General features: G+C 72.6%; 20 protein-coding genes and 1 pseudogene. 15 read left to right on the top strand and 6 right to left on the bottom strand.

What is annotated here, in order from left to right:
• Nucleotides 1–34: 34 nt before the first annotated feature.
• From ABTY61_RS05505 to ABTY61_RS05495, 3 genes are all read left to right on the top strand, one after another.
• A complete protein-coding gene (locus tag ABTY61_RS05505) occupies nucleotides 35–1,222 on the top strand; it encodes a sensor histidine kinase (RefSeq protein WP_350503595.1) in 1,188 nt (395 codons plus the stop codon).
• Nucleotides 1,219–1,899 carry a response regulator gene (locus ABTY61_RS05500; protein ID WP_350503594.1) on the top strand — a complete coding sequence of 227 codons (681 nt, stop codon included), beginning with the start codon at nucleotides 1,219–1,221 and terminating at the stop codon, nucleotides 1,897–1,899. The genes ABTY61_RS05505 and ABTY61_RS05500 overlap by 4 nt, the downstream gene beginning before the upstream one ends.
• A gap of 120 nt (nucleotides 1,900–2,019) precedes the next feature.
• Nucleotides 2,020–2,724 (top strand): hypothetical protein, encoded by a 705-nt coding sequence (locus ABTY61_RS05495; RefSeq protein ID WP_350503593.1) that lies wholly within the window; start codon nucleotides 2,020–2,022, stop codon nucleotides 2,722–2,724.
• An 18-nt stretch (nucleotides 2,725–2,742) separates the two neighbouring features.
• On the opposite strand, the gene ABTY61_RS05490 is transcribed toward ABTY61_RS05495, so the two are convergent.
• Entirely contained in the window at nucleotides 2,743–4,536 is a 1,794-nt protein-coding gene (locus tag ABTY61_RS05490; RefSeq protein WP_350503592.1) for a vWA domain-containing protein, read from the bottom strand.
• Complete coding sequence (locus ABTY61_RS05485; protein ID WP_350503591.1) at nucleotides 4,533–5,597, bottom strand: ATP-binding protein; 1,065 nt, start codon at nucleotides 5,595–5,597, stop codon at nucleotides 4,533–4,535. Before ABTY61_RS05485 ends, ABTY61_RS05490 begins: the two co-directional genes overlap by 4 nt.
• Nucleotides 5,598–5,709: 112 nt before the next feature.
• On the opposite strand from ABTY61_RS05485, the pseudogene ABTY61_RS05480 reads away from it, so the two are divergent.
• The 4 genes and pseudogenes from ABTY61_RS05480 (at nucleotide 5,710) to ABTY61_RS05465 (ending at nucleotide 10,116) form a co-directional block, all read left to right on the top strand.
• Nucleotides 5,710–6,449: pseudogene (locus ABTY61_RS05480) on the top strand (SIR2 family NAD-dependent protein deacylase).
• A 74-nt stretch (nucleotides 6,450–6,523) separates the two neighbouring features.
• Nucleotides 6,524–7,738: a cytochrome P450 gene (locus ABTY61_RS05475; protein WP_350503590.1), complete on the top strand. Its 1,215-nt coding sequence runs from the start codon at nucleotides 6,524–6,526 to the stop codon at nucleotides 7,736–7,738.
• Between the two features lie 20 nt (nucleotides 7,739–7,758).
• A complete protein-coding gene (locus ABTY61_RS05470) occupies nucleotides 7,759–8,757 on the top strand; it encodes an ADP-ribosylglycohydrolase family protein (RefSeq protein WP_350503589.1) in 999 nt (332 codons plus the stop codon).
• Nucleotides 8,758–8,793: 36 nt separating this feature from the next.
• On the top strand, nucleotides 8,794–10,116 hold the full coding sequence (locus ABTY61_RS05465; RefSeq protein ID WP_350503588.1) for a serpin family protein: 1,323 nt from the start codon (nucleotides 8,794–8,796) through the stop codon (nucleotides 10,114–10,116).
• A gap of 11 nt (nucleotides 10,117–10,127) precedes the next feature.
• Here ABTY61_RS05465 and ABTY61_RS05460 read toward each other — a convergent pair whose 3' ends face one another.
• From ABTY61_RS05460 to ABTY61_RS05445, 4 genes are all read right to left on the bottom strand, one after another.
• Nucleotides 10,128–11,264, bottom strand: a complete 1,137-nt coding sequence (locus tag ABTY61_RS05460; protein WP_350503587.1) for an ADP-ribosylglycohydrolase family protein — start codon at nucleotides 11,262–11,264, stop codon at nucleotides 10,128–10,130.
• 27 nt (nucleotides 11,265–11,291) lie between these two features.
• On the bottom strand, nucleotides 11,292–12,593 hold the full coding sequence (locus ABTY61_RS05455) for a DUF2786 domain-containing protein (protein WP_350503586.1): 1,302 nt from the start codon (nucleotides 12,591–12,593) through the stop codon (nucleotides 11,292–11,294).
• 71 nt (nucleotides 12,594–12,664) lie between these two features.
• The gene (locus tag ABTY61_RS05450; RefSeq protein ID WP_350503585.1) at nucleotides 12,665–14,278 is read right to left on the bottom strand and encodes a transporter; all 1,614 of its coding nucleotides are present in this window, start codon (nucleotides 14,276–14,278) and stop codon (nucleotides 12,665–12,667) included.
• Complete coding sequence (locus ABTY61_RS05445; RefSeq protein ID WP_350503584.1) at nucleotides 14,275–15,102, bottom strand: ABC transporter ATP-binding protein; 828 nt, start codon at nucleotides 15,100–15,102, stop codon at nucleotides 14,275–14,277. The genes ABTY61_RS05450 and ABTY61_RS05445 overlap by 4 nt, the downstream gene beginning before the upstream one ends.
• Nucleotides 15,103–15,359: 257 nt before the next feature.
• Here ABTY61_RS05445 and ABTY61_RS05440 point away from each other — a divergent pair, with 257 nt between their 5' ends.
• The 8 genes from ABTY61_RS05440 (at nucleotide 15,360) to ABTY61_RS05405 (ending at nucleotide 24,000) form a co-directional block, all read left to right on the top strand.
• A complete protein-coding gene (locus ABTY61_RS05440) occupies nucleotides 15,360–15,953 on the top strand; it encodes a DUF1707 and DUF4190 domain-containing protein (RefSeq protein ID WP_350503583.1) in 594 nt (197 codons plus the stop codon).
• A gap of 403 nt (nucleotides 15,954–16,356) precedes the next feature.
• Nucleotides 16,357–16,728, top strand: coding sequence for a 30S ribosomal protein S12 (rpsL, locus tag ABTY61_RS05435; protein ID WP_014144289.1), 372 nt, complete (start codon nucleotides 16,357–16,359; stop codon nucleotides 16,726–16,728).
• A gap of 2 nt (nucleotides 16,729–16,730) precedes the next feature.
• Nucleotides 16,731–17,201 (top strand): 30S ribosomal protein S7, encoded by a 471-nt coding sequence (rpsG, locus tag ABTY61_RS05430; RefSeq protein WP_030055803.1) that lies wholly within the window; start codon nucleotides 16,731–16,733, stop codon nucleotides 17,199–17,201.
• Between the two features lie 39 nt (nucleotides 17,202–17,240).
• Complete coding sequence (gene fusA / locus ABTY61_RS05425; protein ID WP_350503582.1) at nucleotides 17,241–19,346, top strand: elongation factor G; 2,106 nt, start codon at nucleotides 17,241–17,243, stop codon at nucleotides 19,344–19,346.
• 198 nt (nucleotides 19,347–19,544) lie between these two features.
• Nucleotides 19,545–20,738, top strand: a complete 1,194-nt coding sequence (gene tuf / locus ABTY61_RS05420; protein WP_031063092.1) for an elongation factor Tu — start codon at nucleotides 19,545–19,547, stop codon at nucleotides 20,736–20,738.
• A 190-nt stretch (nucleotides 20,739–20,928) separates the two neighbouring features.
• A complete protein-coding gene (locus ABTY61_RS05415; protein ID WP_350503581.1) occupies nucleotides 20,929–21,891 on the top strand; it encodes a glycosyltransferase family 2 protein in 963 nt (320 codons plus the stop codon).
• Nucleotides 21,888–22,355, top strand: coding sequence for a GtrA family protein (locus ABTY61_RS05410; protein WP_350503580.1), 468 nt, complete (start codon nucleotides 21,888–21,890; stop codon nucleotides 22,353–22,355). The genes ABTY61_RS05415 and ABTY61_RS05410 overlap by 4 nt, the downstream gene beginning before the upstream one ends.
• 325 nt (nucleotides 22,356–22,680) lie before the next feature.
• Complete coding sequence (locus tag ABTY61_RS05405; RefSeq protein ID WP_350503579.1) at nucleotides 22,681–24,000, top strand: hypothetical protein; 1,320 nt, start codon at nucleotides 22,681–22,683, stop codon at nucleotides 23,998–24,000.
• Nucleotides 24,001–24,035: the final 35 nt, after the last annotated feature.

The raw sequence follows: 24,035 nt of genomic DNA, 5'->3' as shown, positions 1-24,035 counted from the left end.
GGGCGGGGTCCCCGGGTACGGGGGAGGTACGACGGTGGAGCGCGCGGCGCGGTGGCGGAGCCGGACGGCCGGGCTGAGCCCGTACGTGCTGGACACCTTCCTGGCGGCCTGTTCGGCGGCGGTGTCGCTCTGGTCGGTCTACAACGACGACACGGCCTGGCCCTGGTGGGTGTACCTGGTCGCGGTGTCCACCGCGCTGTTCCTGCCCTGGCGGCGCAAGGCCTCGCTGCTCGTCCTGATCGTGGGCGCCGCGCCCTCGCTGGTGCTGTCGGTGGTGGCGCACTCGGCGAACCCGCAGGTGCCGCTGTACGCGGTGATCGGGATGTACACGGTGGCGGAGCGCTTCCCCGACCGGCAGCGCTGGCCGGTGCTGGCGGCGGTGGTGGTGGCCAATGTGATCGGCACCCATTCGCCGAACGGCGCGCTGTTCAGCGCGCTGACCTCGGGCGGTTCCTTCGTCTTCGGTGCCCTGGTGCGCACCCAGCGGGAGCTGGCCCGGATGCAGGCGGAGCGGGCCCGGGAGGCGGGGGTGCGGGCGGCCAGTGAGGCGGCCCGGGCGGTCGCCGAGGAGCGGGCCCGGATCGCCCGGGAGATGCACGACATCCTGGCGCACGCCGTGTCGTTGATGGTCATCCAGGCCGAGGCCGGGCCGCTGGTGGTGCGCGACAACCCGGACCGGGCGATCCGCGCCTTCGACACCATCGCCGACGCGGGCCGCGACGCGATGGTCCAACTGCGGCGGGTGCTCGGGGTGTTGAAGGACCCGGAGGCGGAGCGGGAGCTGGCGCCGCAGCCCCGGCTGGCCGAACTCGCCGACGTGGCCGAGCGGGTGCGCGGAGCCGGCCTGCGGGTGGACCTCGAACTCGCCGACGCCCTGGACGGGTTGCCCGCCGACGTCGAGGCGGCCGCGTTCCGGATCGTGCAGGAGGCGCTGACCAACACCGTCAAGCACTCCGGGGCGGACCGGGTCGCGATCCGGGTGGGGCGGGCCGGCGGGGTGCTGGAGGTGGTGGTCTCCGACAACGGTCGCGGGGTGCCGCTGACCGCCGACCGTACGGTGGCCGGCTGGTCCGGTGGGCGCGGGCTGGTCGGCATCCGTGAGCGGGCCGCGGCTTGCGGCGGACGGGCCGAGGCCGGCCCGGGGCCGGAGGGCAGGGGTTTCCTGGTGAGTGTCCGGCTGCCGCTGGGGCCGGCGGGCGTGGTGGAGAGGGTGGGCGGATGACGCCGATACGGGTGGTGGTCGCGGACGACCAGGAGCTGGTGCGGGCCGGGTTCGGGATGATCCTGGACGCGCAGCCGGACATCGAGGTGGTCGCCGAGGCCTGCGACGGCGCCGAGGCCGTCGAGGCGGTGCGGGCGCACAACCCGGACGTGCTGCTGCTGGACGTCCGGATGCCGGTGATGGACGGCTTGGAGGCGGCCCGCCGGGTGTGCGAGGAGTTCCCGGCCACCAAGGTGATCATGCTGACCACCTTCGACATCGACGACTACGTCTTCGACGCGCTGTACGCGGGCGCCAGCGGCTTCCTGCTGAAGGACGTCCGGCGGGACGACCTGGCGCACGGGGTCCGGATGGTCGCCTCGGGGGAGGCGCTGCTCGCGCCTTCGGTGACCAAGCGGCTGATCGGCGAGTTCGCCGCCCGCCGCCCGGGCGGCCGGGAGCGGGCGGTGCGGCCGCCGTCCAAGCTGCTGGAGCAGCTGACCCTGCGCGAGCAGGAGACGCTGCGGCTGATCGCGCGCGGGCTGTCCAACGCGGAGATCGCGGCCGAGCTGGTGGTCAGCGAGCACACCGTGAAGACCCACGTCAGCAATGTGCTGAGCAAGCTCGGGCTGCGCGACCGGGTGCACGCGGTGGTGTTCGCGTACGAGGCCGGGGCGGTGGCGGTGGGGGAGTCCTGAGGGACTCCCCCTTGCGGGGGAGGGGCCGGGTTCGCCGGTGCGGGCGATCCGCGACGAGGGGGTCGGCCGGGAGGCTTTGCGGTGTCGGAACGGACCACGGACACCGCAGGAGATCGTCAGATGAACGCCACCTGGAACAGCCAGAACGCCCCGAGCACCCGGAGCACCCAGAACGCCCCGAGCACCCGGAGCACCCGGAGCACCCGGAGCGCCCAGGACGCCCGGAGCACCCGCCTCACCGCCTACGCCGTCGTCGGCGCCCCCGCCCTGATGGCCCTGTACGGCGGCATCCGCCTGGTGCCCGGCTCCCGCGAGCCGGGCCTCGGCTGGACCCTCGGCCACACCGCGATGTTCGCCGGGCTGCTGCTCTTCGCCCCGGTCTTCCTCGCCCTGCGCCGACTGATCGCCCCGCGCGGCACACTGCCCGGACGGCTGGCGGCGGGTGCCGCGCTGGGGACGGCCTTCGCGGGCCTGGCGGCCTCGCTGGCGCAGATCGGGATCGACCTGTGCGTCGGCCTGGCCTCGGCGACCAAGGACGAGCAGTCGCGCCTCTTCGAGCGCGTCCAGTCCGTCCCGGGAGTGCTCGCCGCGGTGTACAAGGTCGGCCCGCTGCTGTTCTACGTCGGCCTGCTGGCCCTGCTGGTCGCCGCCGCGGTGGGCGCGGCCCGGACGCTGCGCTGGTGGAGCCCGGTGCTGATGCTGATCGGCACCGTCGCCTCGGCGGCCGACCTGGCCTTCATCCCGCTGGCCGCCGCCTGCTACCTGGTGGCGCTGTGCCCGCTGGTGCGGATCGACGGTGCGGCGCCCCGTACGGCGTTGGCCTAGATCCTTCCCGGATCCTTCCTAGCTCATCCGGAAGACCGGCCCGCGTGGGGTGAACGGCAGCCCGGCGCCGCGCGGGACGAGGAAGGCGTGCTCGCGACGCACCCGCAGGACATCGCACTCGCCGTCGGTGATCACCAGGACGGGTGCCCCGGGCGGGAAGTCCTCGGCCCGCTCCAGCAGGTCGATGCCCGGCTGGAGGACGGTGCCGCCGCGCCCGTGCACCCGGAGCCGGCCGGCGATCTCCTCGACCGGCAGGTACCCGGCGTCGTGCGGGGCGGCGTCGCAGTGCACCACCCGGGCGGCCGGGACGTCCCGGGCGGCGGCGTAGGAGGCGATCGCGCCGAGCGCCTTGCCGAGCAGTGTCCGGTCCATCGAGCCCGAGGTGTCCAGGAGGACGCCGAAGGTGCAGCGCGGCACCTCCTCCTCGGGGTGGTAGCGGCCGGCCCGGGGGATGTCCGGGGTGGCGGACTGCCGGCGGGCGGGGCGGGAGTAGCTCCGCACCGGCTCCGGGCGCGGTACGAACTCGTCGAACCAGCGGGCCAGTTGTGCGTCCCAGGGGAGCGGCGGGTGGGCCAGGGCGCGGATCTCCTCGACCAACCCGGCCGGGAGCAGCCCGCGTTCGCGGCCGTGCAGCTCGAAGCCCTGCTGGAGGCCGCGCCGGTAGAAGTCGTCCAGGTCGACGTAGTCCCGGGCCGGCCCGAGCGGTTCGCCGAGGACGTCCGGGCGGTTCTTCCCGGCCAGGGTGGCGAGGCGGCGGATCCGGCGCTGGTCGCGGGCGATCCGGTCGTACACCTCCTCGGCCGACAGCCCCTTCAACTGCGGGTCGTGCAGCAGCCCGTCGGGCATCTCGCCGACGCCCATCTCCAGCAGCCAGCCGTTGATGACGTAGTCGGCGGCGACGTTGAACAGGAACGGGTCGCGGCCGCCGCGGCGCTCGCCGTGCCGCAGGGCGGCGTGCAGGATCTCGTGGCCGAGGATGAACCGCCACTCCTCGTCGGAGTAGTGGCGCAGCGGGTTGACGTAGATCTCGGCGGCCTCGGCGTTGACGGCGGCGACGGCGATGTCGTGGGCCCGGGTGAGTTCGGCGTCGGCCACCACGGTGAGGCCGGCCGCGATGCCGCCGAGCAGGGGGTACGAGGAGATGAACCAGTTGAGCGCCCGGTTCCAGGGCCGCTCGGGCAGGCGCTCGCCGGTGGTGGCGTCGATCCGGCCGCCGGCCCGGTCCATCGCGGCGGACATGGTGCGGGTGAGGGCGGCCGCGAAGGCGGCCGGCCAGTCCTCGCGGGCCTGGCCGTGGCCGTGCCACTCGACCAGCAGCTGGTCGCGCTCGGCGGTGCCGGCCGTGCCGACGGTCTCGGCGGGGGGCAGGCCGTCGCGGCGCCAGCGCTCGGCCAGCTCCTCCTCGTCGCCGCCCGGGTACTCCTGGGGGAGGGTGACCGGGGCGCGGCCGACCGGGAAGGTGGCGAGGAAGCGGTTGACCACGGCGCAGCGGGCGGCGGCCTGGTACGGGTCGGGCTGGGGCCGGGCGCCGCGGGCGCCCGGGAGGTGGCCGAAGCCGAGGTGCAGCAGGCCGTGCGCCAGCACCCAGGCCCACTCCGCGGGTTCGGCCCGGCGCCGCGGGTTGACGTGCAGGGTGCCGTTGGAGTCCACCACCGCCCAGCCGTCCGGCGGGGCGGTGGTGCAGTCCTCGCTGCGGCAGACGTCGGCGCGCAGGGCGGCGAAGGCCGGGTTGGCGCGCAGCAGTCGGAGGCCGCCGGTGAAGGCCTCGGCGCCCGGGTCGGGCTTCTTGCGGTCGGCCGGGGCGCGCTTCACCGGCGGGCCTCGACCAGCCGGGGCATGTCCCGGGCGGCCTCGATCAGGAACCAGGAGGGGAGCACCGGGTTGCCGTCCGAGCCGTCGGCGATCACCGTCTGGGCGACCTCCACCGAGATCTCGGCCAGCTGCACCAGCAGCGACTTGGCCCGGAAGGCGGTCTGCCGCTGCGCCCCGGAGGCGTGCTCCTTACTGGCGGGCAGCTCCTTGACCAGTCGGCCGCGGAAGGCGTCGGCCAGGTAGTAGAGCAGGTCGCGGTCCTCCAGCCGGTGCGGCCAGCGGGCGTCGCCCTTGAGGATCGCGTCCAGGCCGTAGGAGTTGCGGACGATCTTCGCGTAGCCGCAGAAGGCGATCGCGTGCTGCGGGGTGAGCAGCCCGTACGCGACCACCTTGAGGGTCTCCTCGTCCAGGGTCGGGCCGAAGGAGTGCAGCGCGTCGGAGAGCATGTGCCAGGCGCGCGGGGTGGAGAACGGCTCCTCGGTCTTGGGCGGGGCGGACCACAGGTGGTCGGGCCGGTCGGTGAGGTGGTCCAGGATCCAGGGGTGGATGCCGGCGCCGGCCGCCCAGCGCAGCCAGTCCTCGGCGCTGGCCCGCAGGTGGACGTGGACCATGCGGTTGACCAGCGCGGAGGCCATCGGGCGGGCGAGCGCGCCGTCGGTGGCGCGGTTCCCGGCGCCGATCACGATCGAGCCGGGCGGCAGTTCGTAGGAGCCGATCCGGCGGTCCAGGATCAGCGAGTAGAAGGCCTTCTGGACGTCCGGCGAGGCCGCGTTGAGCTCGTCCAGGAACAGGCAGTACGGCTCGTCGCGGGCGATCTGCTCGGGCGGGCAGAACCGGGAGCGGCCCTCGGGGGTGAGCTGCGGGACGCCGATCAGGTCCTCCGGGGCGAGCTGGGTGCCGACCAGGCTCACGCACTCCAGGCCGAGCGACTCGGCGAACGCCCTGACCAGGGAGGACTTCCCGATGCCGGGTGCGCCCCAGAGGAACACCGGGCGGACGGTGGCCAGGCCGAGCAGCAGCTCGGGGATCTGGGCCGGCGAGACGCTGACTGCTCCCTGCACGGGGCTCCTTCGCGGAAACGGTGGGTGACCGGCCCAGTGTGCGGCGGGAGTTGGCCGGGCGCACCCGGATTTTCGGTGGCCCGGGCGGCCCGGCGCCCGTACCGTCCGGGGCATGAACCAGAAGCGCCCCCTGATCGCCGTGCTCACCGGCGCGGGCATCTCGACCGACTCCGGCATCCCCGACTACCGCGGCCCGCAGGGGCTTTGGCAGAAGGACCCGTCGGCGCAGCGGACGGTCACCATCGGGCCCTATCTCGCGGAGCCGGAGGTCCGCCGCGCGGCCTGGCTGATGCGCGGGGAAGCCGGCGCACTGGCGGCCGAGCCGAACGCGGGGCACCGGGCGCTGGTCGAGCTGGAGCGTTCCGGGCTCCCGGTCCGGGTGCTCACCCAGAACGTGGACGGGCTGCACCAGCGGTCCGGGCTGCCCGCCCGCAAGGTGCTCGACTGCACGGCACCGCGACGGAGGTGCAGTGCGTGGGCTGCCGGGTGGTCGGCCCGATGGCGGAGGCGCTGGCCCGGGTCGAGGCGGGGGAGCCGGACCCGGCCTGCCGGGAGTGCGGCGGGATCCTGCGGCCGCGGACGGTGATGTTCGGGGAGGCGCTGGACCCGGTGGTGCTCCAGCAGGCCGACGCCATCGCCAAGGCCTGCGACCTGTTCATCGCGGTGGGCACCAGCCTCCAGGTCTACCCGGTGGCCTCGTTGCCGCAGATCGCGCTGGAGTCCGGTGCCCGGCTGGTGGTGGTGAACGGCGAGGAGACCCCGTACGACGCGGCTGCGGCCGAGGTGATCCGGGAGCCGATCTCCCGGGCACTGCCGGAGCTGGTGCGCAGGCTGGTGCGGGAAGGGGCGTAAGGACCCTTTACGGACGTACCGCCTGCATACGATGATCGTCCCGGCTTCCCCTCACGGCCTGGAGTGATCGACCGATGACGACGACGGCGAAGTTCGACCCCTGGTCGACGGAGTTCGTGGCCCACCCGTACGACGCGTACGCCGAGCTGCGCGAGCACGCGCCGGTCACGTACTTCGAGCCGACGAACCAGTGGCTCGTCTCGCGCCACGAGGACGTCAGCGCCCTGCTGCGCGACCGGCGGCTCGGCCGCACCTACACCCACCGGTTCAGCCACCAGGAGTTCGGCCGCCCCGAGCCCGACCCGGCGTACGAGCCCTTCCACACCCTCAACGACCACGGGCTGCTCGACCTGGAGGCACCCGACCACACCCGGATCCGCCGGCTGGTCTCCAAGGCCTTCACCCCGCGCATGGTCGAGGGCCTGCGGCCGACCGTCCGACGGCTGGCCGGGGAACTCGTCGACGGGCTGCTCGCGGCCGGCGGCGGCGACCTGATCGCCGCCGTCGCCGAGCCGCTGCCGGTCGCCGTGATCGCCGAGATGCTCGGCGTCCCGGAGAGCGACCGGCACCTGCTGCGCCCGTGGTCCGCCGACATCACCGGGATGTTCGAGCTCAACCCGAGCGAGGAGACCGCGCGCCGGGCCGTCACCGCGAGCATCGAGTTCTCGGACTACCTGCGCGGCCTGATCCGCGAGCGCCGGGGGAACCCGGGGACGGACCTGATCAGCGCGCTCATCCAGGCCCAGGAGGGCTCCGACGCGCTCAGCGAGCAGGAGATGGTCTCCACCTGCGTGCTGCTGCTCAACGCCGGCCACGAGGCGACCGTCAACACCACCGGCAACGGCTGGTGGGCGCTGTTCCGCCACCCCGGCGAACTCGCCCGGCTGCGCGGCTCGGTGGACGCCCTGCTGCCCACCGCCGTCGAGGAACTGATGCGCTGGGACACCCCGCTGCAGATGTTCGAGCGCTGGGTGCTGGAGGACATCGAGGTCCGCGGCGTCACCGTCCCGCGCGGCGCCGAGATCGCCCTGCTCTTCGGCTCCGCCAACCGCGACCCGGAGCGCTTCGCCGACCCCGACCGCCTCGACCTCGGCCGCACCGAGAACCCGCACGTCACCTTCGGCGCCGGAATCCACTTCTGTCTGGGCGCGCCCCTTGCCAGACTGGAGCTCACCGAGTCCTACGGCACGCTGCTGCGCCGGGCCCCGGGCCTGCGGCTGGTCCGCGAGCCCGAGTGGAACCCGGGCTACGTGATCCGCGGGCTCAAGGAGCTGCTGGTCGAAGTCTGAGAACCGAGGGGGAGAAGGCCGTGGGCAAGGCGACGGGGGCACTGCTGGGGCTGGCGATCGGCGACGCGATGGGCCGGCTGACCGAATTCCAGGACGTCGAGCGGATCGCCGCCGAGCACCCGCACTGGCGGCGACTCCCGCTGCCGAAGAAGGCGCTGGTCACCGACGACACCCAGATGACCCTCGCCCTCGCCCGCGGCCTGCGCACCGCCCTGGCGCGCGGTCCGCTCACCCCGCTGCGACTGGAGCGCCCGGTCCGCGAGGAGTTCGTCGACTGGTGGCGCTCCCCGGCGAACAACCGCGCCCCCGGCATGACCTGCCTGCGTTCCTGCGAGCGGCTCAGCCACGACAAGTACCGCTGGCAGCAGGCCAGCGACGTGGGCTCCAAGGGCTGCGGCGCCAACATGCGGGTCGTCCCGGTCGGGCTGATCCGCGAACTGGACGCCCGCCGGCTCTCCGGCGCCGCCCAGCTCCAGTCCGCGCTCACCCACGGCCACCCGACCGCGCTCGCCGCCAGTGACCTCACCGCGTACGCCGTGCGCAAGCTCGCCGAGGGCGTCCCGCCCGCCGGACTGCCCGCCGTGCTGCGGGCGTACGCGCTGGCGAGCCGCGAGACGTACGACGAGTTCTGGCTCGGCGACCTCGCCGACCGCTGGCACGGCGCCTCCCCGCAGGCCGTCCTCGCCCGCGGCTGGGACGACTGCCTCAAGGTGCTCGACCAGCTGGAGGCCGCGCTCGCCGCGCCCGACGTCGAGGCCGACCCGTGCCTGGCCACCGGCGAGGGCTGGGTCGCCGAGGAGGCCTTCGGCACCGGCCTGCTGTGCTTCCTGCTCATGCCCGACGACCCGGCGGCGGCCGTCCGCCGGGCCGCCTACTCCAGCGGCGACTCCGACTCGCTCGCCTGCCTGACCGGCGCCTTCGCCGGCGCCCACCACGGCGAGGAGGTCTGGCCCGCGGAGTGGGTCGAGCGGATCGAGCACCGGGACGAACTGCTGGAGTTCGGCGCGCTCTGGGACTGAGCGGAACCCGGGGCGGCGGTGCCGCGTCGAAGGGCCATGACGAACAGCAGCAGCGGAACCCGTCGTCGCCCGCCCCGCCGCCCCGCGGCGCTGCTCCTCGCCGCCGCGCTCGCCACCCCGCTGGCCAGCGGCTGCGGCAGCACCGGCGCCGCCGCCACCGGGGAGCTTCGGGCCTCCGCACCGGCGAGCCGGCCCGCCGTCGACCCGGCCGCGGTGGCCGCCACCGCCAAGGCCACCGACGCCTTCGGCCTGGACCTCCTGCACGCCCTCACCGCGCCGCCGGACGCAGCCGGACGCAACCTGGTGGTCTCCCCGTCCGGGCTGTCCACCGTGCTCGCCATGCTGCTGCCCGGCGCGCGCGGGGCGACCGCCGAGGAACTCGCCAAGGCCCTGCACACCGACCTCGACCCGAAGCAGTACGCCCTCGCCACCGGCGCGCTGAACCGGCCCGCCCCGACCACCGACGGGCTCACCCTGCGCCAGAGCGACCAGGTCTGGACGCAGCAGGGCTTCCCGGTCGAGCCCGACTACCTGGCCGCCCTCGCCACCGCGTTCGACGCCGGAGTGCACACCACCGACTTCGAGAAGGACCCCAACGGCTCCCGCCAGGCCGTCAACGCGGCCGTGGAGAAGGCCACCGAGGGGAGGATCAAGGACCTCTTCGCACCGGGCGCGATCAACGGGGACACCCGGCTGGTCCTCACCGACGCGCTCTACCTCAAGGCGAAGTGGGCCTCCGCGTTCAAGCCCGGGGAGACCGCGGACCGCCCGTTCCACAAGCTCGACGGGTCCGCCCCGGCCGTCCCGTCGATGAGCCGGACCGGCGAGTTCAAGTACGCGGACGGCTCCGGCGGGATCGTCGGCGAGCCCTGGCAGGCCGTCGAACTCCCGTACCAGGGCGGAAACCTGGCGATGGACCTGATCGTCCCCGCGCAGGGCGGCTTCGCCGCCTTCACCAAGGGCCTGGACCGGCCCCAGCTGGACCGGATCCTCGGCGCCCTCGCCGAACGGCCCGTCGACCTCCAGCTGCCGCGCTTCCGGTTCGACACCTCGAACGAGCTGAGCCCCGTGCTGCGCTCGCTCGGCGTCCACTCGGCCTTCGACCACGCCGACCTCGGCGGTATCGCCAAGGACCCGCTCGCCGTCAGCACGGTGGTGCAGAAGGCCACCGTCCAGGTCGACGAGGAGGGCACGGTCGCGGCGGCCGGCAGCGGTGTCGGGGTGGGCGTCGCGGCGGCTCCCGCCCCGGACAAGCCCGTCCGGCTGCACATCGACCGGCCGTTCCTGTTCCTGATCCGGGACACCGCCACCGGGCGGCCGCTGTTCCTCGGTCAGGTCGCCGACCCGCAGGCGAACTGAGGCGGGTCCGGCTACCAGGCCGGGTAGCGCCCGCCGAGCGCCGGGTGGCCCGGGTCGCGGCTGCCGAACAGCACCAGCAGGTCGTCCGCGACCGTCAGCAGCTCGGCCCGCCCCTCGACCGCCGCCGCCCAGTCGGCGGGCAGCGCCGAGGCGCCGTACGCGGCCCCGACCAGGTTGCCGCAGACCGCGCCGGTGGAGTCGCTGTCCCCGGAGTGGTTGACCGACAGCAGCAGTGCGGTGCGCACCGGGTCGGGGTCGAGGGTGGCCGCCAGCAGCGAGTACACCGCGATGGCCAGGCACTCCTCGGCGATCCAGCCGAGCCCGACCCGCTCCACGGTGTCCGCCGAGGGCTCGGCCTCCTGGGCCAGCCGCACCGCCCGGGCCAGCGACTGGACGGTCTCCTTGGACTTCGGCAGTTCGCGGATCTGCTCCACCGTCTCGCCGACCGCCGCCCACGGCTCCGTCCCGGCCGCCAGCCGCTCGACCAGCGCAGCGAAGGCGCCCGCCGCCAGGTAGCCGGTCGGGTGCCCGTGGGTGAGCTGGGCGCACTGCACGGCAAGCCCGAAGGACTGCTCGACGCCGAGCCGGGCGAGCCCGAACGGCGCCGCGCGCATCACCGAACCGCAGCCCTTGGAGCCGGGGTTGATCGGCCCGGGGCTCCCGAGCGGGGCCGGCGCCTCGAACACCGGGTGCTCGGACACCCCGCTCAGGCAGGCGTTGCCCGGCGCCCGCCGCGCGTACAGGAACGGCCGGCCGAGCAGCCAGCCGTCGTAGGGGCGCGGCTGCGGCCCGGTGTCCGGCTCGGGCTGGTACTGGGTCCGCAGCCAGCGCCGGTAGGCGCCGTGCACGGCCTCCGGTACCGAGCCGCCGCCGCCCGACCAGCCGCGGACGAAGCCGCGGATCAGGCCCTCGGCGGTGAACAGCGTCATCTGGGTGTCGTCGGTGACCTCCACCGACCCGGCGCTCCGGGACGGCAGCGCGGTCACGCCCTGCGGACCGAACCGGTCCTGGATCTGGTGGAGTTGCTGGAACTCCACCGGCCAGCCCAGTGCGTCGCCGATCGCGCCGCCGAGCAGCGAACCGCGCACCCGGTCCCGGTATCCCGACTCCGCCGCCGACTCCGTCAAGTCGAATCCCCCTTCGTTCATGGCGGGTCGTTTCTATCAGGCGGGCCGTCAGTTGTGGATCTCGCCCCGCCCGTGCAGCGCGGCGCGGTCGGCTGCGGCCCGCCCGGCCGCCCAGCCCTCGCCGTCGCTGACCCGGACCCGCTGGGAGACCAGCTTCGGGAACAGCCGGCCGACCTCGTCGTCCACCGCCGCCGAGCGGGCGGCCAGCGCGGGCAGCAGCCGCTCGTCCGGCAGCAGCTGCTCCTCGGTGCCGTCCTCGCGCAGGTGGCGGCCGGCCGCGGCGTCGCTGGTGGCCCGCTCGGTGGCGGCGGTCAGCCGCTCGCGGATCCGCGCCGCGTAGGCGACCAGGAAGGACTGCCGGAAGGCCTTGCTGCGCGAGTCCTTGCCGGAGCCGGCCTTGTTCAGCGCGTGGGTGGCCTGCACCAGCAGCGAGGTGTAGAGCAGCTCGACGCCGTCCAGGTCCCCGTCGAAGCCGATCACGGTGCAGAAGCCGAACTCCTTCGCCCACACCACCCGGCACCGGTTGGCCGCCGCGACGGCGTCCAACAGCATCGTCTTGGGTCCCTCGTACGGGTTGTCCACGCCGATCCGCAGCGCCGCCGGGGTGTTGCGGTCCGCCCCGGCGGCGGCCAGCAGCGCGTCGTCGATGCTGTGCTGGGCCATCAGCTGCTGGGCCTTGGCGGTCAGCGCCTCGGCCTCCTCCGGGAACTCGGTGGACTCGGCCTTGGCCAGCAGTGCCCGGATCCGGGCCAGCATCCGCGGCTCGCCGGCCGATGCCCCGGGACGCGGCGGCCCGGCGGCGGGGCGCCGCACCGGCCCGGCCTGCCCCGGCTGTCCCGGGGCGGGGCCGACCGGAGCGATCGGGGGCAGCCGGCCCCAGCTGCGCAGCAGCTCCAGCAGGGCGGTGGCGAGTGCGAAGCGGTCCAGCCGGTGGCGGTGGGCGAAGGCGCCCAGGTACTGCTCGTCGGTGGGCCACCAGACCTCGGCCTCCAGCTCGCGCAGCTGCTCGTGCCAGCGCCGGTCCAGGCTCGCGGCGGGGTGGCGGCGGCCCTCGGCGGCGATCAGGTCGACCGCGAGCGCCAGGTGGACGGGCTTGAGCCCGCGCCGCACCACCCGCACCAGGTCGGCCGGGCGCCACCCGGCCGACCAGCAGCGGCCCACCGCGGTGTCCGCGTACCCGAGCACCGCCCGGCTGACCGCCGGCCACTGCCCGGCCGAGGCGGCCAGCAGCGAGGCCCCGGTGTCCAGGGCGAGGTCCAGCCCCTCGTCCGGGGCGGTGAGCACCGGGCGCACCGCCTGCTCCAGCAGCGGCCCGGCGTTCCCGTCGCCCTGCTGCGCGCGCTTGCCCACGGTGTGTCCCTGCTCTCCTCGACGACCCGGCCCCTCCGGCCCATGATGCCGGAGGGGCCTCGGAGACGGGCCTACCGCTCGATGGCCTTGGCCATGATCTCCGGCACACGCCCCAGCAGCCGGGAGGCCGCCACCCGGATGCCGAGGGTGGCGATCAGGGCGCCGTAGAGCGGGCCGAGCAGCAGCAGCGGCCAGGTCGGCCCGTCCGAGGTCAGCGCCCAGAGCAGGTAGCCGCCGACCGGCAGCGAGAGCACCGCGACACCGAGCATCGAGCCGAACTGGTTGAGCAGGACCAGCCCGCTCTGCCCGGGGGCGGCGTTGCGCATCGGGTTGCTGTCGGCCGGCATGGTGTACGGCGCGAGCACGCTGAACACCGAGCCGAGCGCGATGCCGCTGCCGAGCACCGCCAGCGCGAGGCCGAGCGCGGACGGCAGCCCGGCCCAGTCGCCGGTGACGGCGGCCAGCACCAGCCCGAGCACCGCGGTGACCGGGACGGCGTACGACAGCACCGCGTACGCCCGGCCGCGCAGCTCGTCCCGGGCGTCGGCGGGGGTGCGCAGGGTGGCGGCGACCATCCAGAACGCCGAGCCGTCCATGCCGAACAGATTGAGCATCTGCAGCCCGAGGAAGGTCCCGGTCAGCGCCAGCAGGTAGACGCTCGACCAGCCCTGGACCACCGACAGCACGCAGATCACCAGCGTCATCCCGACGCTGGTGAACAACGCGGCCTTGGCCCGCGGCTCGCGCCAGGCGTACCGCAGGTGGCGCTGCATCACCGCGCCGGTGCGGCCCTCGGGCAGGAACCGCCAGCCGCGGGCGCTCTGCACCCCGCGGGCCACCTCCAGGGTGGAGGAGTCGGCGGTGACCATCAGCTCCTGGAGGCTGTCGCGCCACCAGCGCAGCAGGAGGACGAGCAGCGCGCCGGCTGCGGCGAGCTGGAGCAGCGCCGCCCCGTACTCGCCCGCGCCGACGCTGCGGGGGGCGTCCGCGGCGCTGATCGGCGGGATCCAGCGCAGCACCGCGGCGATCGGCTTGAGCGGGCTGAGGTCGATGTCCTTGTCGTGCTGCCGGCCGAAGATGCTCTGCGAGCCGACGTTGGCGACCTGGACGAGCAGGGCGAAGGCCAGTCCGCCGAAGATCGCGAAGTCCTTGCCGCGTCGGCTGGAGAGCATCCGGGCGTTCCCGGCCGCGACCGCCCGGGACAGCGTGACCAGGCAGAGCAGGGCGAGCGGGACGGCGACCACGGCGGTGGCGGCCGAGGCGCCGCCGGTGGCGCCGGACAGCACCGCGCCGGTCACCAGCACCAGGCTGATCAGCGGACCGGGGCCGATCAGCGAGGCCAGCAGGGAGCCGCGCAGCAGCGGGCCGGGCCGCAGCGGCAGCATGGTGAGCCGGGTCGGGTCGGCGCTCTCGTCGCTGGAGAACAGGAACAGCGGCAGCGCGGCCCAGCCCAGGGTGAGCACGCCGAGCAGCATCACCCCGGTGTTCCCGGAGCCCTCGTAGCGCCCGTTGAGCATCGCCATGCCGAAGGCCGTGAGGCCCGCGAAGGCCAGTCCGAGGACGCCGCCGACGACGTACACGGCCGCCCGGCCCCGGCTGCGGCGCAGCCCGTTGCGCAGCAGCCGCAGCTTGAGCGCGACCAGGCCGCGGACCACCGTCCGTTCGTCGGGTACGGCGGGAGTCACTGGGCGCTCCCGCCGCCGAGCCAGCCGAGGGCCTGGCCGTCGTCCTCGCGGACGCCGATCAGCTCCAGGAAGGCCTCGTGCAGGCTGCGCCCGCCGCGGACGGAGTCCAGCGGGCCGTGCGCTATCACCCGGCCCGCGTCGACCACGGCGACCCAGTCGCAGAGCTGTTCGACCAGCTCCATCACATGGCTGGAGAAGACCACGGTGGAGCCGGCCGCCGCGTACCGCTTGAGCACGCCGCGGATGGTCTGGGCGGAGACCGGGTCGACGCCCTCGAAGGGCTCGTCCAGGAACAGCACGTCGGGGTTGTGCAGCAGCGCGGCGGCCAGGCCGATCTTCTTGCGCATGCCGGTGGAGTAGTCGGCGACCAGCTTGTCGGCGTCCCGGCCGAGGTCCAGGACGGCCAGCAGCTCCTCGGCGCGGCGGTCCACCTCGGCGGCGGGCAGGCCGCGCAGCCGGCCGGTGTACTGGAGCAGTTCGCGCCCGCTGAGCCGCTCGAACATCCGCAGGCCCTCGGGCAGGATGCCGATCCGGGCCTTGACCGTGACCGGGTCGGCCCACACGTCGGTGCCGTGCACCAGCACGCTGCCCTGGTCGGGCCGGAGCAGGCCGGTGACCATGGACAGCGTGGTGGTCTTGCCCGCGCCGTTCGGCCCGACCAGGCCGATGAACGCACCCGCGGGCAGTTCCAGGCTGAGCCCGGCGACCGCGGCCTGGGTACCGAAGTGCTTCCACAGCCCCTGGATGCTGACGGCGGACGGGGTGTCCGGTCCGGGCCGGCCGGCGGGGGTCGGTTCGGAGGGCGACGGTACTGACGCCTGCATGGCGGCCTTCTGTCTGTGCTCGTGGGTGGACGCGGGGTGGTGGGGTTGCTCCGGATCCCAGACTGGCACCGGCCGAACGGGCTGTCGCCCGCTTTGAGCATCCCCTGAGGCTGTCCGCCGAACGGGTGAGGCGCGCCGCGGGGTGACGGCTTTCGAGAGCTGCTGGTCCGATTCGGCAACTACTCAGTTCCCCGGTTCGTCCTGCACTATGAGGACCAGTGAGCGCGCGGGGGTGCCGCGGTGCCGGGAGGTGGCGGATGTCCGTTCAGGGGTGGGGCGACCAGGACCCGCAACGGCAACCGGCGTGGGCGCCCGCCCCGCAGCCGGTCGGCCAGGTCGGGATGCGCGCCGGGCACGCGGACCGGGACCGCACGATCGACGTGCTGAAGGCCGCCTTCGCCGAGGGCCGGCTGTCCGCGCAGGAGTACGAGCAGCGGCACGAGGCGGCGGCCGCCGCCCAGACCTACGGCCAGCTGGCCACCCTGGTGGCCGACCTGCCGGTCGGCCCGATGCCGGTCGCGCCGCTCGTCCAGGCGCCCCAGCCCGCCCAGCCCGCGCAGCCCGTCCCGGCGACCTTCCTGCCGATGCCGCCGCCGCGGCCCGGCCCCACCAGCGGGCTGGCGGTCGCCTCCTTCGTCCTGAGCCTGGTCGGCGCCTCGCCGGTCGCGGTGGTCACCGGCCACATCGCCCGGTCGCAGATCCGCCGCCGGAACCTGGAGGGCGACTGGGCGGCGGTCGCCGGGCTGGTCATCGGGTACCTCGGCCTGGCCTTCTGGGTGCTGATGGTCCTGCTGGGCGCCGTCATGGTGTCCAGCGGCGGCCCGGGCGTGCCCCCGCCCCCGGTCCCGTGACGGCCGCCCCGCTGGCGGGTGCCCGTCGACTGTGGTAGAGCGGGTGGAAGGCGGCCCGACACCGGCCGGTCGCGCACGGGACACCGGGGCGACACCCGGTCGAAGGCCGCGACCTGCGGCGTTGCATTTGTTTTGACCGAGCCCCATGCGCTAGGTACGCTCTGACCTTGTGCCTGGGGTGTCCCCGGGTCCTTGTGCGTGCATGCACACCGGCCGCCGCGCCAAGCCGGAGCGCCCCAAAGCGCGCCGCGCGTAGAGCGCCGTCGCTGTACATCAGCCATGGGATTCCGTGTCGGAAAAAGCCCAACACACCCGACCGCGTGGGTCGACCACGGGGTTGTGTGCAAGGGAGACACCGCAGGTTAGTTCCACCAAGCCTTGGCACACAGAAAACGGAGAAACGGTGCCTACGATCCAGCAGCTGGTCCGAAAGGGCCGGCAGGACAAGGTCGAGAAGAACAAGACTCCCGCGCTGAAGGGCTCCCCGCAGCGTCGTGGGGTCTGCACGCGTGTGTACACGACCACCCCGAAGAAGCCGAACTCGGCGCTTCGCAAGGTCGCCCGTGTGCGCCTCACCAGCGGGATCGAGGTCACCGCTTACATCCCGGGCGAGGGCCACAACCTGCAGGAGCACTCCATCGTGCTGGTGCGCGGTGGTCGTGTGAAGGACCTTCCTGGTGTCCGCTACAAGATCATCCGCGGTTCGCTTGACACCCAGGGTGTCAAGAACCGCAAGCAGGCTCGCAGCCGCTACGGCGCCAAGAAGGAGAAGTAAGAATGCCTCGTAAGGGCCCCGCCCCGAAGCGCCCGGTCATCATCGACCCGGTCTACGGCTCCCCTGTCGTCACCCAGCTGGTCAACAAGATCCTGCTGCACGGCAAGCGCTCCACCGCCGAGCGGATCGTCTACGGCGCCCTCGAGGGCGTTCGTGAGAAGACCGGCTCGGACCCGGTCGTGACGCTGAAGCGCGCGCTGGAGAACGTCAAGCCGGCCCTCGAGGTCAAGTCCCGCCGTGTCGGTGGCGCGACCTACCAGGTTCCGGTCGAGGTCCGTCCGGGCCGCGCCAGCACCCTGGCGCTGCGCTGGATGGTCGGTTACTCCCGCGCCCGTCGCGAGAAGACCATGACCGAGCGCCTGATGAACGAGATCCTCGACGCCAGCAACGGCCTGGGCGCTTCCGTGAAGCGTCGCGAGGACACCCACAAGATGGCCGAGTCCAACAAGGCCTTCGCGCACTACCGCTGGTAGTCCGTACCCCGTCACTAGACAGAGAGAGAACGAGCCACCATGGCTGCAACCTCCCTTGACCTCGCCAAGGTCCGCAACATCGGGATCATGGCGCACATCGACGCGGGCAAGACCACCACCACCGAGCGGATCCTGTTCTACACCGGTGTGTCGTACAAGATCGGTGAGGTCCACGATGGCGCTGCCACCATGGACTGGATGGAGCAGGAGCAGGAGCGCGGCATCACGATCACGTCGGCCGCGACGACCTGTCACTGGACCGTCGACGATGCCGACCACACCATCAACATCATCGACACCCCGGGTCACGTCGACTTCACCGTCGAGGTGGAGCGTTCGCTGCGCGTCCTCGACGGCGCGGTGACGGTGTTCGACGGTGTCGCCGGTGTCGAGCCCCAGTCCGAGACCGTGTGGCGGCAGGCTGACCGCTACGGCGTCCCGCGCATCTGCTTCATCAACAAGCTGGACCGCACGGGCGCGAACTTCTTCTTCTGCGTCGACACCATCGTGGAGCGCCTCGGCGCCACCCCGCTGGTGATGCAGCTCCCGATCGGTGCCGAGTCGGACTTCCAGGGCGTCGTCGACCTGGTCCGCATGAAGGCCCTGATCTGGTCGGCCGAGGCCGCCAAGGGCGAGATGTACGACATCGTCGACATCCCGGCCGAGCTGCAGGAGCAGGCGGACGAGTACCGCGAGCAGCTGATCGACACCGTCTCGACCATCAGCGACGAGATCGCCGAGCTCTTCCTCGAGGGCGAGGAGATCCCGGTCGAGCTGCTGCAGGACGTCATCCGCAAGGGCACCCTGAACTCGGACTTCACCCCGATCTTCTGCGGTACCGCCTTCAAGAACAAGGGCGTTCAGCCCCTGCTCGACGCGGTCGTCAAGTACCTGCCGTCTCCGCTGGACATCGAGTCCGTCGAGGGCACCAAGCCGAACGACCCGGACACCAAGATCTCCCGCAAGGCCTCGGACGACGAGCCCCTCGCCGCCCTTGCGTTCAAGATCATGTCCGACCCGCACCTGGGCAAGCTCACCTTCGTCCGGATCTACTCCGGTCGCCTGGAGTCCGGCACCTCGGTGCTGAACGCCGTGAAGGGCAAGAAGGAGCGCATCGGCAAGATCTACCGCATGCACGCGAACAAGCGTGAGGAGATCGAGTCGGTGGGCGCCGGCGACATCGTCGCCGTCATGGGCCTCAAGCAGACCACCACCGGTGAGACGCTGGCCGACGAGAAGAACCCGGTCATCCTGGAGTCCATGGACTTCCCGGCCCCGGTCATCCGCGTCGCCATCGAGCCCAAGTCCAAGGGTGACCAGGAGAAGCTGGGTGTCGCCATCCAGCGTCTCGCCGAGGAGGACCCGTCCTTCCAGGTCAACACGGACGAGGAGACCGGCCAGACCATCATCGCGGGTATGGGCGAGCTGCACCTCGAGGTGCTGGTCGACCGTATGCGCCGTGAGTTCAAGGTCGAGGCCAACGTCGGCAAGCCGCAGGTCGCGTACCGCGAGACGATCCGTCAGGCCGTCGAGCGCATCGACTACACCCACAAGAAGCAGACCGGTGGTTCCGGTCAGTTCGCCAAGGTGCAGATCGCGATCGAGCCGCTCGAGCAGGCCGAGGGCTACGAGTTCGTCAACAAGGTCACCGGTGGCCGCGTTCCGCGGGAGTACATCCCGTCGGTCGACGCCGGTTGCCAGGAGGCCATGGAGTTCGGCATCCTCGCCGGCTACCCGCTGCAGGGTGTCCGCGTGAGCCTGCTCGACGGTCAGGCGCACGACGTCGACTCCTCCGAGCTCGCGTTCAAGATCGCCGGTTCGATGGCTTTCAAGGAAGGCGCGAAGAAGGCCAAGCCGGTCCTCCTCGAGCCGATGATGGCCGTCGAGGTCACCACGCCCGAGGACTACATGGGCGATGTGATCGGCGACATCAACTCTCGCCGTGGCCAGATCCGGTCCATGGACGAGCGTCACGGTGCCCGCGTCGTCACGGCGCTGGTGCCCCTCTCCGAGATGTTCGGCTACGTCGGTGACCTGCGCAGCAAGACCTCTGGTCGCGCCAGCTACTCGATGCAGTTCGACTCGTACGCCGAGGTCCCCAAGGCCGTGGCCGAGGAGATCATCGCCAAGTCCAAGGGCGAGTGACGTCCCGACATTCGGGATGATTCACACCCCTTAGGCTGTCGAGAGGCGACCCGGGAGGATCCGGAGACGGATCTTCCCGGGGCCTCCCGCCCCCCACCCACGGGGCGGCGCGAGGTGCTTCAGGCACCCGGGCCGGGCCCGTATCAAAGACCAACTGACGTCAGCACGGCGTACAGGAACTGTCCTCAGGAGGACTCAGTGGCCAAGGCGAAGTTCGAGCGGACGAAGCCCCACGTCAACATCGGCACCATCGGTCACATCGACCACGGCAAGACCACGCTGACCGCGGCCATCACCAAGGTGCTGCACGACGCGTACCCGGAGATCAACCCCTTCACGCCGTTCGACCAGATCGACAAGGCGCCGGAGGAGCGTCAGCGCGGTATCACCATCTCGATCGCGCACGTCGAGTACCAGACCGAGGCGCGTCACTACGCCCACGTCGACTGCCCCGGTCACGCTGACTACATCAAGAACATGATCACCGGTGCGGCCCAGATGGACGGTGCGATCCTCGTCGTCGCCGCCACCGACGGCCCGATGCCGCAGACCAAGGAGCACGTCCTCCTGGCCCGCCAGGTCGGCGTCCCCTACATCGTCGTCGCCCTGAACAAGGCCGACATGGTGGACGACGAGGAGATCCTGGAGCTCGTCGAGCTCGAGGTCCGCGAGCTGCTCTCCGAGTACGAGTTCCCGGGCGACGACCTGCCGGTCGTCCGCGTCTCCGCGCTGAAGGCGCTGGAGGGCGACAAGGAGTGGGGCGAGAAGCTCCTCGGCCTCATGCACGCGGTCGACGAGAGCATCCCGACCCCGGCCCGCGCCGTGGACCAGCCGTTCCTGATGCCGATCGAGGACGTCTTCACGATCACCGGTCGTGGCACCGTCGTCACCGGTCGTATCGAGCGTGGCATCCTCAAGGTCAACGAGACTGTCGACATCATCGGCATCAAGGAGACCAAGACCACCACCACGGTCACCGGCATCGAGATGTTCCGCAAGCTGCTCGACGAGGGCCAGGCCGGTGAGAACGTCGGTCTGCTGCTCCGTGGCATCAAGCGCGAGGACGTCGAGCGCGGCCAGGTCATCATCAAGCCGGGTTCGGTCACGCCGCACACCGACTTCGAGGCCCAGTCCTACATCCTGTCGAAGGACGAGGGTGGCCGTCACACCCCGTTCTTCAACAACTACCGCCCGCAGTTCTACTTCCGTACCACGGACGTGACCGGCGTCGTGACCCTCCCCGAGGGCACCGAGATGGTCATGCCGGGCGACAACACCGCCATGACCGTCGCGCTGATCCAGCCGATCGCCATGGAGGAGGGCCTGAAGTTCGCCATCCGTGAGGGTGGCCGCACCGTCGGCGCCGGCCAGGTCACCAAGATCATCAAGTAATTGATGCTCTGACCTGCCTGCCTCGTACAGGCCAGTCCGAAGGGCCCCACGCACCTCGCGGTGCGTGGGGCCCTTCGGCGTCCAACCCCGCGCTCACCTGGGCGCACTTCCTCTCACGGGCCGCTCATGGCCGACTGTTATGGTCGGCTGACCATCCAGCCCCGCCGTCGCGGAAAGTGGGATCCAACGCATGTCTACGGCACCGCTGTTGTCGGTCGTGATGCCGATCTACAACGAGCAGGAGGCGCTCCCGCTGACCGTCGAGCGGCTGCGTCCGATCCTGGACGGGCTGGGGGTCGACTACGAGGTCGTCGGGGTGGACGACGGCAGCCGGGACGCCACACCCGTGCTGATGCAGAAGATCCGGCAGGACTGGCCCGAGTTCCGCATCGTCCGCTTCTCCCGCAACTCCGGGCACCAGGCCGCGCTCACCGCCGGCATCCACCGGGCGCTCGGCGACTACGTGGTCAGCATCGACGCCGACCTCCAGGACCCGCCGGAGAAGATCCCGGAGATGCTCGACCTGGCCCGTGAGCAGGGCTTCGACGTGGTCTACGGGGTGCGCGGGGACCGCGCCACCGACACGGCCTTCAAGCGGCGCTCGGCGGGCGCGTACTACTGGCTGATGCGCCGGCTGGTCGGCAAGCGGATGCCCAACCAGGCCGGTGACTTCCGGCTGCTCAGCCGCGCCGCCGTGGACGCCCTCAAGCAGCTGCCCGAGCACCAGCCGGTCTACCGGCTGCTGGTGCCGTGGCTCGGCTTCCCCAGCGGCGAGGTGGTGTACGTCCGCGAGGAGCGGGTGGCCGGCGGCACCCACTACCCGCTGTCCAAGATGGTGCGGCTCGCGCTGGACAGCATCACCAACTTCTCCGCCGCCCCGCTGCGGCTGGCCACCTACCTCGGCCTGGTCAGCTTCGTGGTCTGCATCGCACTGGGGATCCACGCCACCGTCTCGTACGCGCTCGGGTCGACGGTGCCCGGCTGGTCCTCGCTGTTCATCGGGATGCTCTTCCTCGGCGGCGTGCAGCTGATCTGCGTCGGGCTGCTGGGGGAGTACGTGGGCCGGATCTACTCGGCGGTGCAGGCGCGGCCGACCTACTTCGTCGGCTACGACTCGGCCGAGGACGACGAGCAGCGGGGCCGGGGGCTGTGACGCCCACCGAGGAGCCCGCCGGGCCCGCCCCCGGGGCCCGCCGCCAGCTGCCGTCCTTCCTGGTCATCGGCGTCCTCAGCACCGTCTTCTACCTCGGGCTGTTCGTCGTCGCGCGGTGGTTCACCGACCCGCAGGCAGCCAACCTGATCGCCCTGGCCGTCAGCGCGGTGGCCAACACGGCGGCCAACCGGCGCTTCACCTTCGGGGTGGTCGGCTCGCAGGGGATGGTCCGCCACCAGCTGCAGGGTGCGGTGGCCTTCCTGATCGGGCTCGGCCTCAGCTCGGGGGTGCTCGCCCTGCTCGACCGGGTGGTGCCGGACGCCTCCCGGCCGGTCGAGGTCGGCGGGCTGGTGGTCGCCAACGGGCTGGCCACGGTGGCCCGGTTCGTCCTGCTGAAGGTCTGGGTCTTCCGCGCCGGGCCCGCCGGGCCCGCCGGACCGTCCGGACCGTCCTCCGGCTCCTGAACCGCCGGCCGGACCGGCCGGGCCGCCACCCGGCCCGGCCGTTCGCCGACGCCCGTTTTGCACCCCTCGGCCACATGGGGTAATGGGGCGCTCGGTATGCTGGGGCGGAGCAGGGGGTGACGGTCGCCGTACCGGGCGACCCGGACGTGCTCCGGACGCAGCCCCGGGGCCGCACTGCCCCCGGGCCCGACGAGGAGTCCGCCGGGAAACCGACGCGCACCGGGCATTCACGGCCACCCGCTACTATTCACAGCAATCGCACGGCCCGGCCGGCCTCGTGCGGAGACGTGTGGCAAGGCCGGCCGGTGAATTCGGTGGTCATGTGATGAAGAACCCGATCGCCAAGCTGCTCGGGGTACTTCCCCCGGGGGCCCGGCTCGTGGTCGGTGGCACGGTGGTGCTCGGGGCTTCCGCGTACGTCTACATGGCGCTCGTGGGCTACAGCCTGAGCGCCGTCGGCAAGGCCAACGTGACGATGCTCTGGACCATCGTGATGTCCGTGGGGTGGGGGCTCTTCCAGCCCGTCGAGCTCGAACTGACCCGCCTGGTGGCCGCCCGCAAGGTCGCCGGACACGGCGCGCTGCCCGCGGTGCGGCGGATGCTGCTGCTCGCCATGGGGCTCCTGGTCGCGGTCTGCGCGGTGCTGGCGGTCGCCGCCCGCCCGGTCGCCGACCTGCTGTTCAGCGGTGACCGGGCCCTGGTGCTCGCGCTGGCCGGCGGCCTGGCCGGCCTCGCGGTCAGCTCGGTCGCCCGCGGTGCGCTGGCCGGCCTCGGGCTGTTCGGCCCGTACGGCACGCAGCTGGCGGTCGACGGCGGCCTGCGGATCGGCCTGGCCGCGCTGGCCGCGGCGGTCGGCCTGCACTCGGCGCTGGTCTTCGGCCTGATCCTCTTCGTCTCCCCGCTGGCCGCCTCGCTGATCGGCCTGCGCGACACCCTCGCCGAGCGCACCCCCGGCCCGGAGGTGTCCTGGAAGCAGCTGACCGGCGGCCTCGGCCTGCTGATCGCCTCGGTGATGCTCAGCCAGCTGGTCGTCAACGCGACGGTGGTCTGCGTCCGCCTGCTCTCGCCGAAGCACTCCGAGGCCTCCGACGCGCTGGTCTTCGCGATCGGCCAGGCGGTGGTGATGGCCCGTGCCCCGCTGTTCGCCTACAGCGCCCTCCAGGCCTCGATGGTCTCCGCGCTCTCCGGCGCCGCCGCGGCCGGCGACCACGCCGAGTTCCGCAAGGTGCTGACCCGCACCACCGCGATCGTGGCCGCGATGTGCATCGGCGGCGGCCTGCCGGTGATCGTGCTCGGCTCCAAGCTCAACCCGCTGCTCTTCAACGCCAAGGACGTCCTGGGCCCGCTGGACTTCACCTGGCTGGTCTTCGGGACGCTCTGCTACGTCCTCGCGACGGTGTTCGGTCAGGCGCTGATGTCGAGCGCCCAGCACCGGCGCCAGCTGGTCGGTTGGACCGCCGGTTCCGTAGCATTGGTGGCTGTCGCGCTCGCTCCGGGTGCCGTCGGCCTCCGCGCGGAGTTCGCGTACCTGGCGGGCTCGCTGGTCAGTGCCGTACTGATGCTGTGGTCGCTGTACCGCGCCTTCCCCTCCCGGCCCGCAGCACCCGCCGACCGGACCGCGGCCGAGCCGCTGCGGACCTCCTGAGGCGGGGGACCGGACCGTGATCGGCCGTCGCCCAT

Source organism: Kitasatospora sp. NPDC096128, assembly GCF_040303105.1.
In the GTDB taxonomy this organism is placed as follows: domain Bacteria; phylum Actinomycetota; class Actinomycetes; order Streptomycetales; family Streptomycetaceae; genus Kitasatospora.
Note: the sequence above shows the minus strand (reverse complement) of the source record. Positions and strands in the feature narration are given on the sequence as shown.

Bases quoted from the DNA above. Each gene is read 5' to 3' on its own strand.
- ABTY61_RS05500 (WP_350503594.1), top strand. From the start codon at position 1,219: ATGACGCCGATACGGGTGGTGGTCGCGGACGACCAGGAGCTGGTGCGG.
- ABTY61_RS05495 (WP_350503593.1), top strand. From the start codon at position 2,020: ATGAACGCCACCTGGAACAGCCAGAACGCCCCGAGCACCCGGAGCACC.
- ABTY61_RS05475 (WP_350503590.1), top strand. From the start codon at position 6,524: ATGACGACGACGGCGAAGTTCGACCCCTGGTCGACGGAGTTCGTGGCC.
- ABTY61_RS05465 (WP_350503588.1), top strand. From the start codon at position 8,794: ATGACGAACAGCAGCAGCGGAACCCGTCGTCGCCCGCCCCGCCGCCCC.
- ABTY61_RS05460 (WP_350503587.1), bottom strand. From the start codon at position 11,264: ATGAACGAAGGGGGATTCGACTTGACGGAGTCGGCGGCGGAGTCGGGA.
- ABTY61_RS05445 (WP_350503584.1), bottom strand. From the start codon at position 15,102: ATGCAGGCGTCAGTACCGTCGCCCTCCGAACCGACCCCCGCCGGCCGG.
- ABTY61_RS05440 (WP_350503583.1), top strand. From the start codon at position 15,360: ATGTCCGTTCAGGGGTGGGGCGACCAGGACCCGCAACGGCAACCGGCG.
- rpsG (WP_030055803.1), top strand. From the start codon at position 16,731: ATGCCTCGTAAGGGCCCCGCCCCGAAGCGCCCGGTCATCATCGACCCG.
- fusA (WP_350503582.1), top strand. From the start codon at position 17,241: ATGGCTGCAACCTCCCTTGACCTCGCCAAGGTCCGCAACATCGGGATC.
- ABTY61_RS05415 (WP_350503581.1), top strand. From the start codon at position 20,929: ATGTCTACGGCACCGCTGTTGTCGGTCGTGATGCCGATCTACAACGAG.
- ABTY61_RS05405 (WP_350503579.1), top strand. From the start codon at position 22,681: ATGAAGAACCCGATCGCCAAGCTGCTCGGGGTACTTCCCCCGGGGGCC.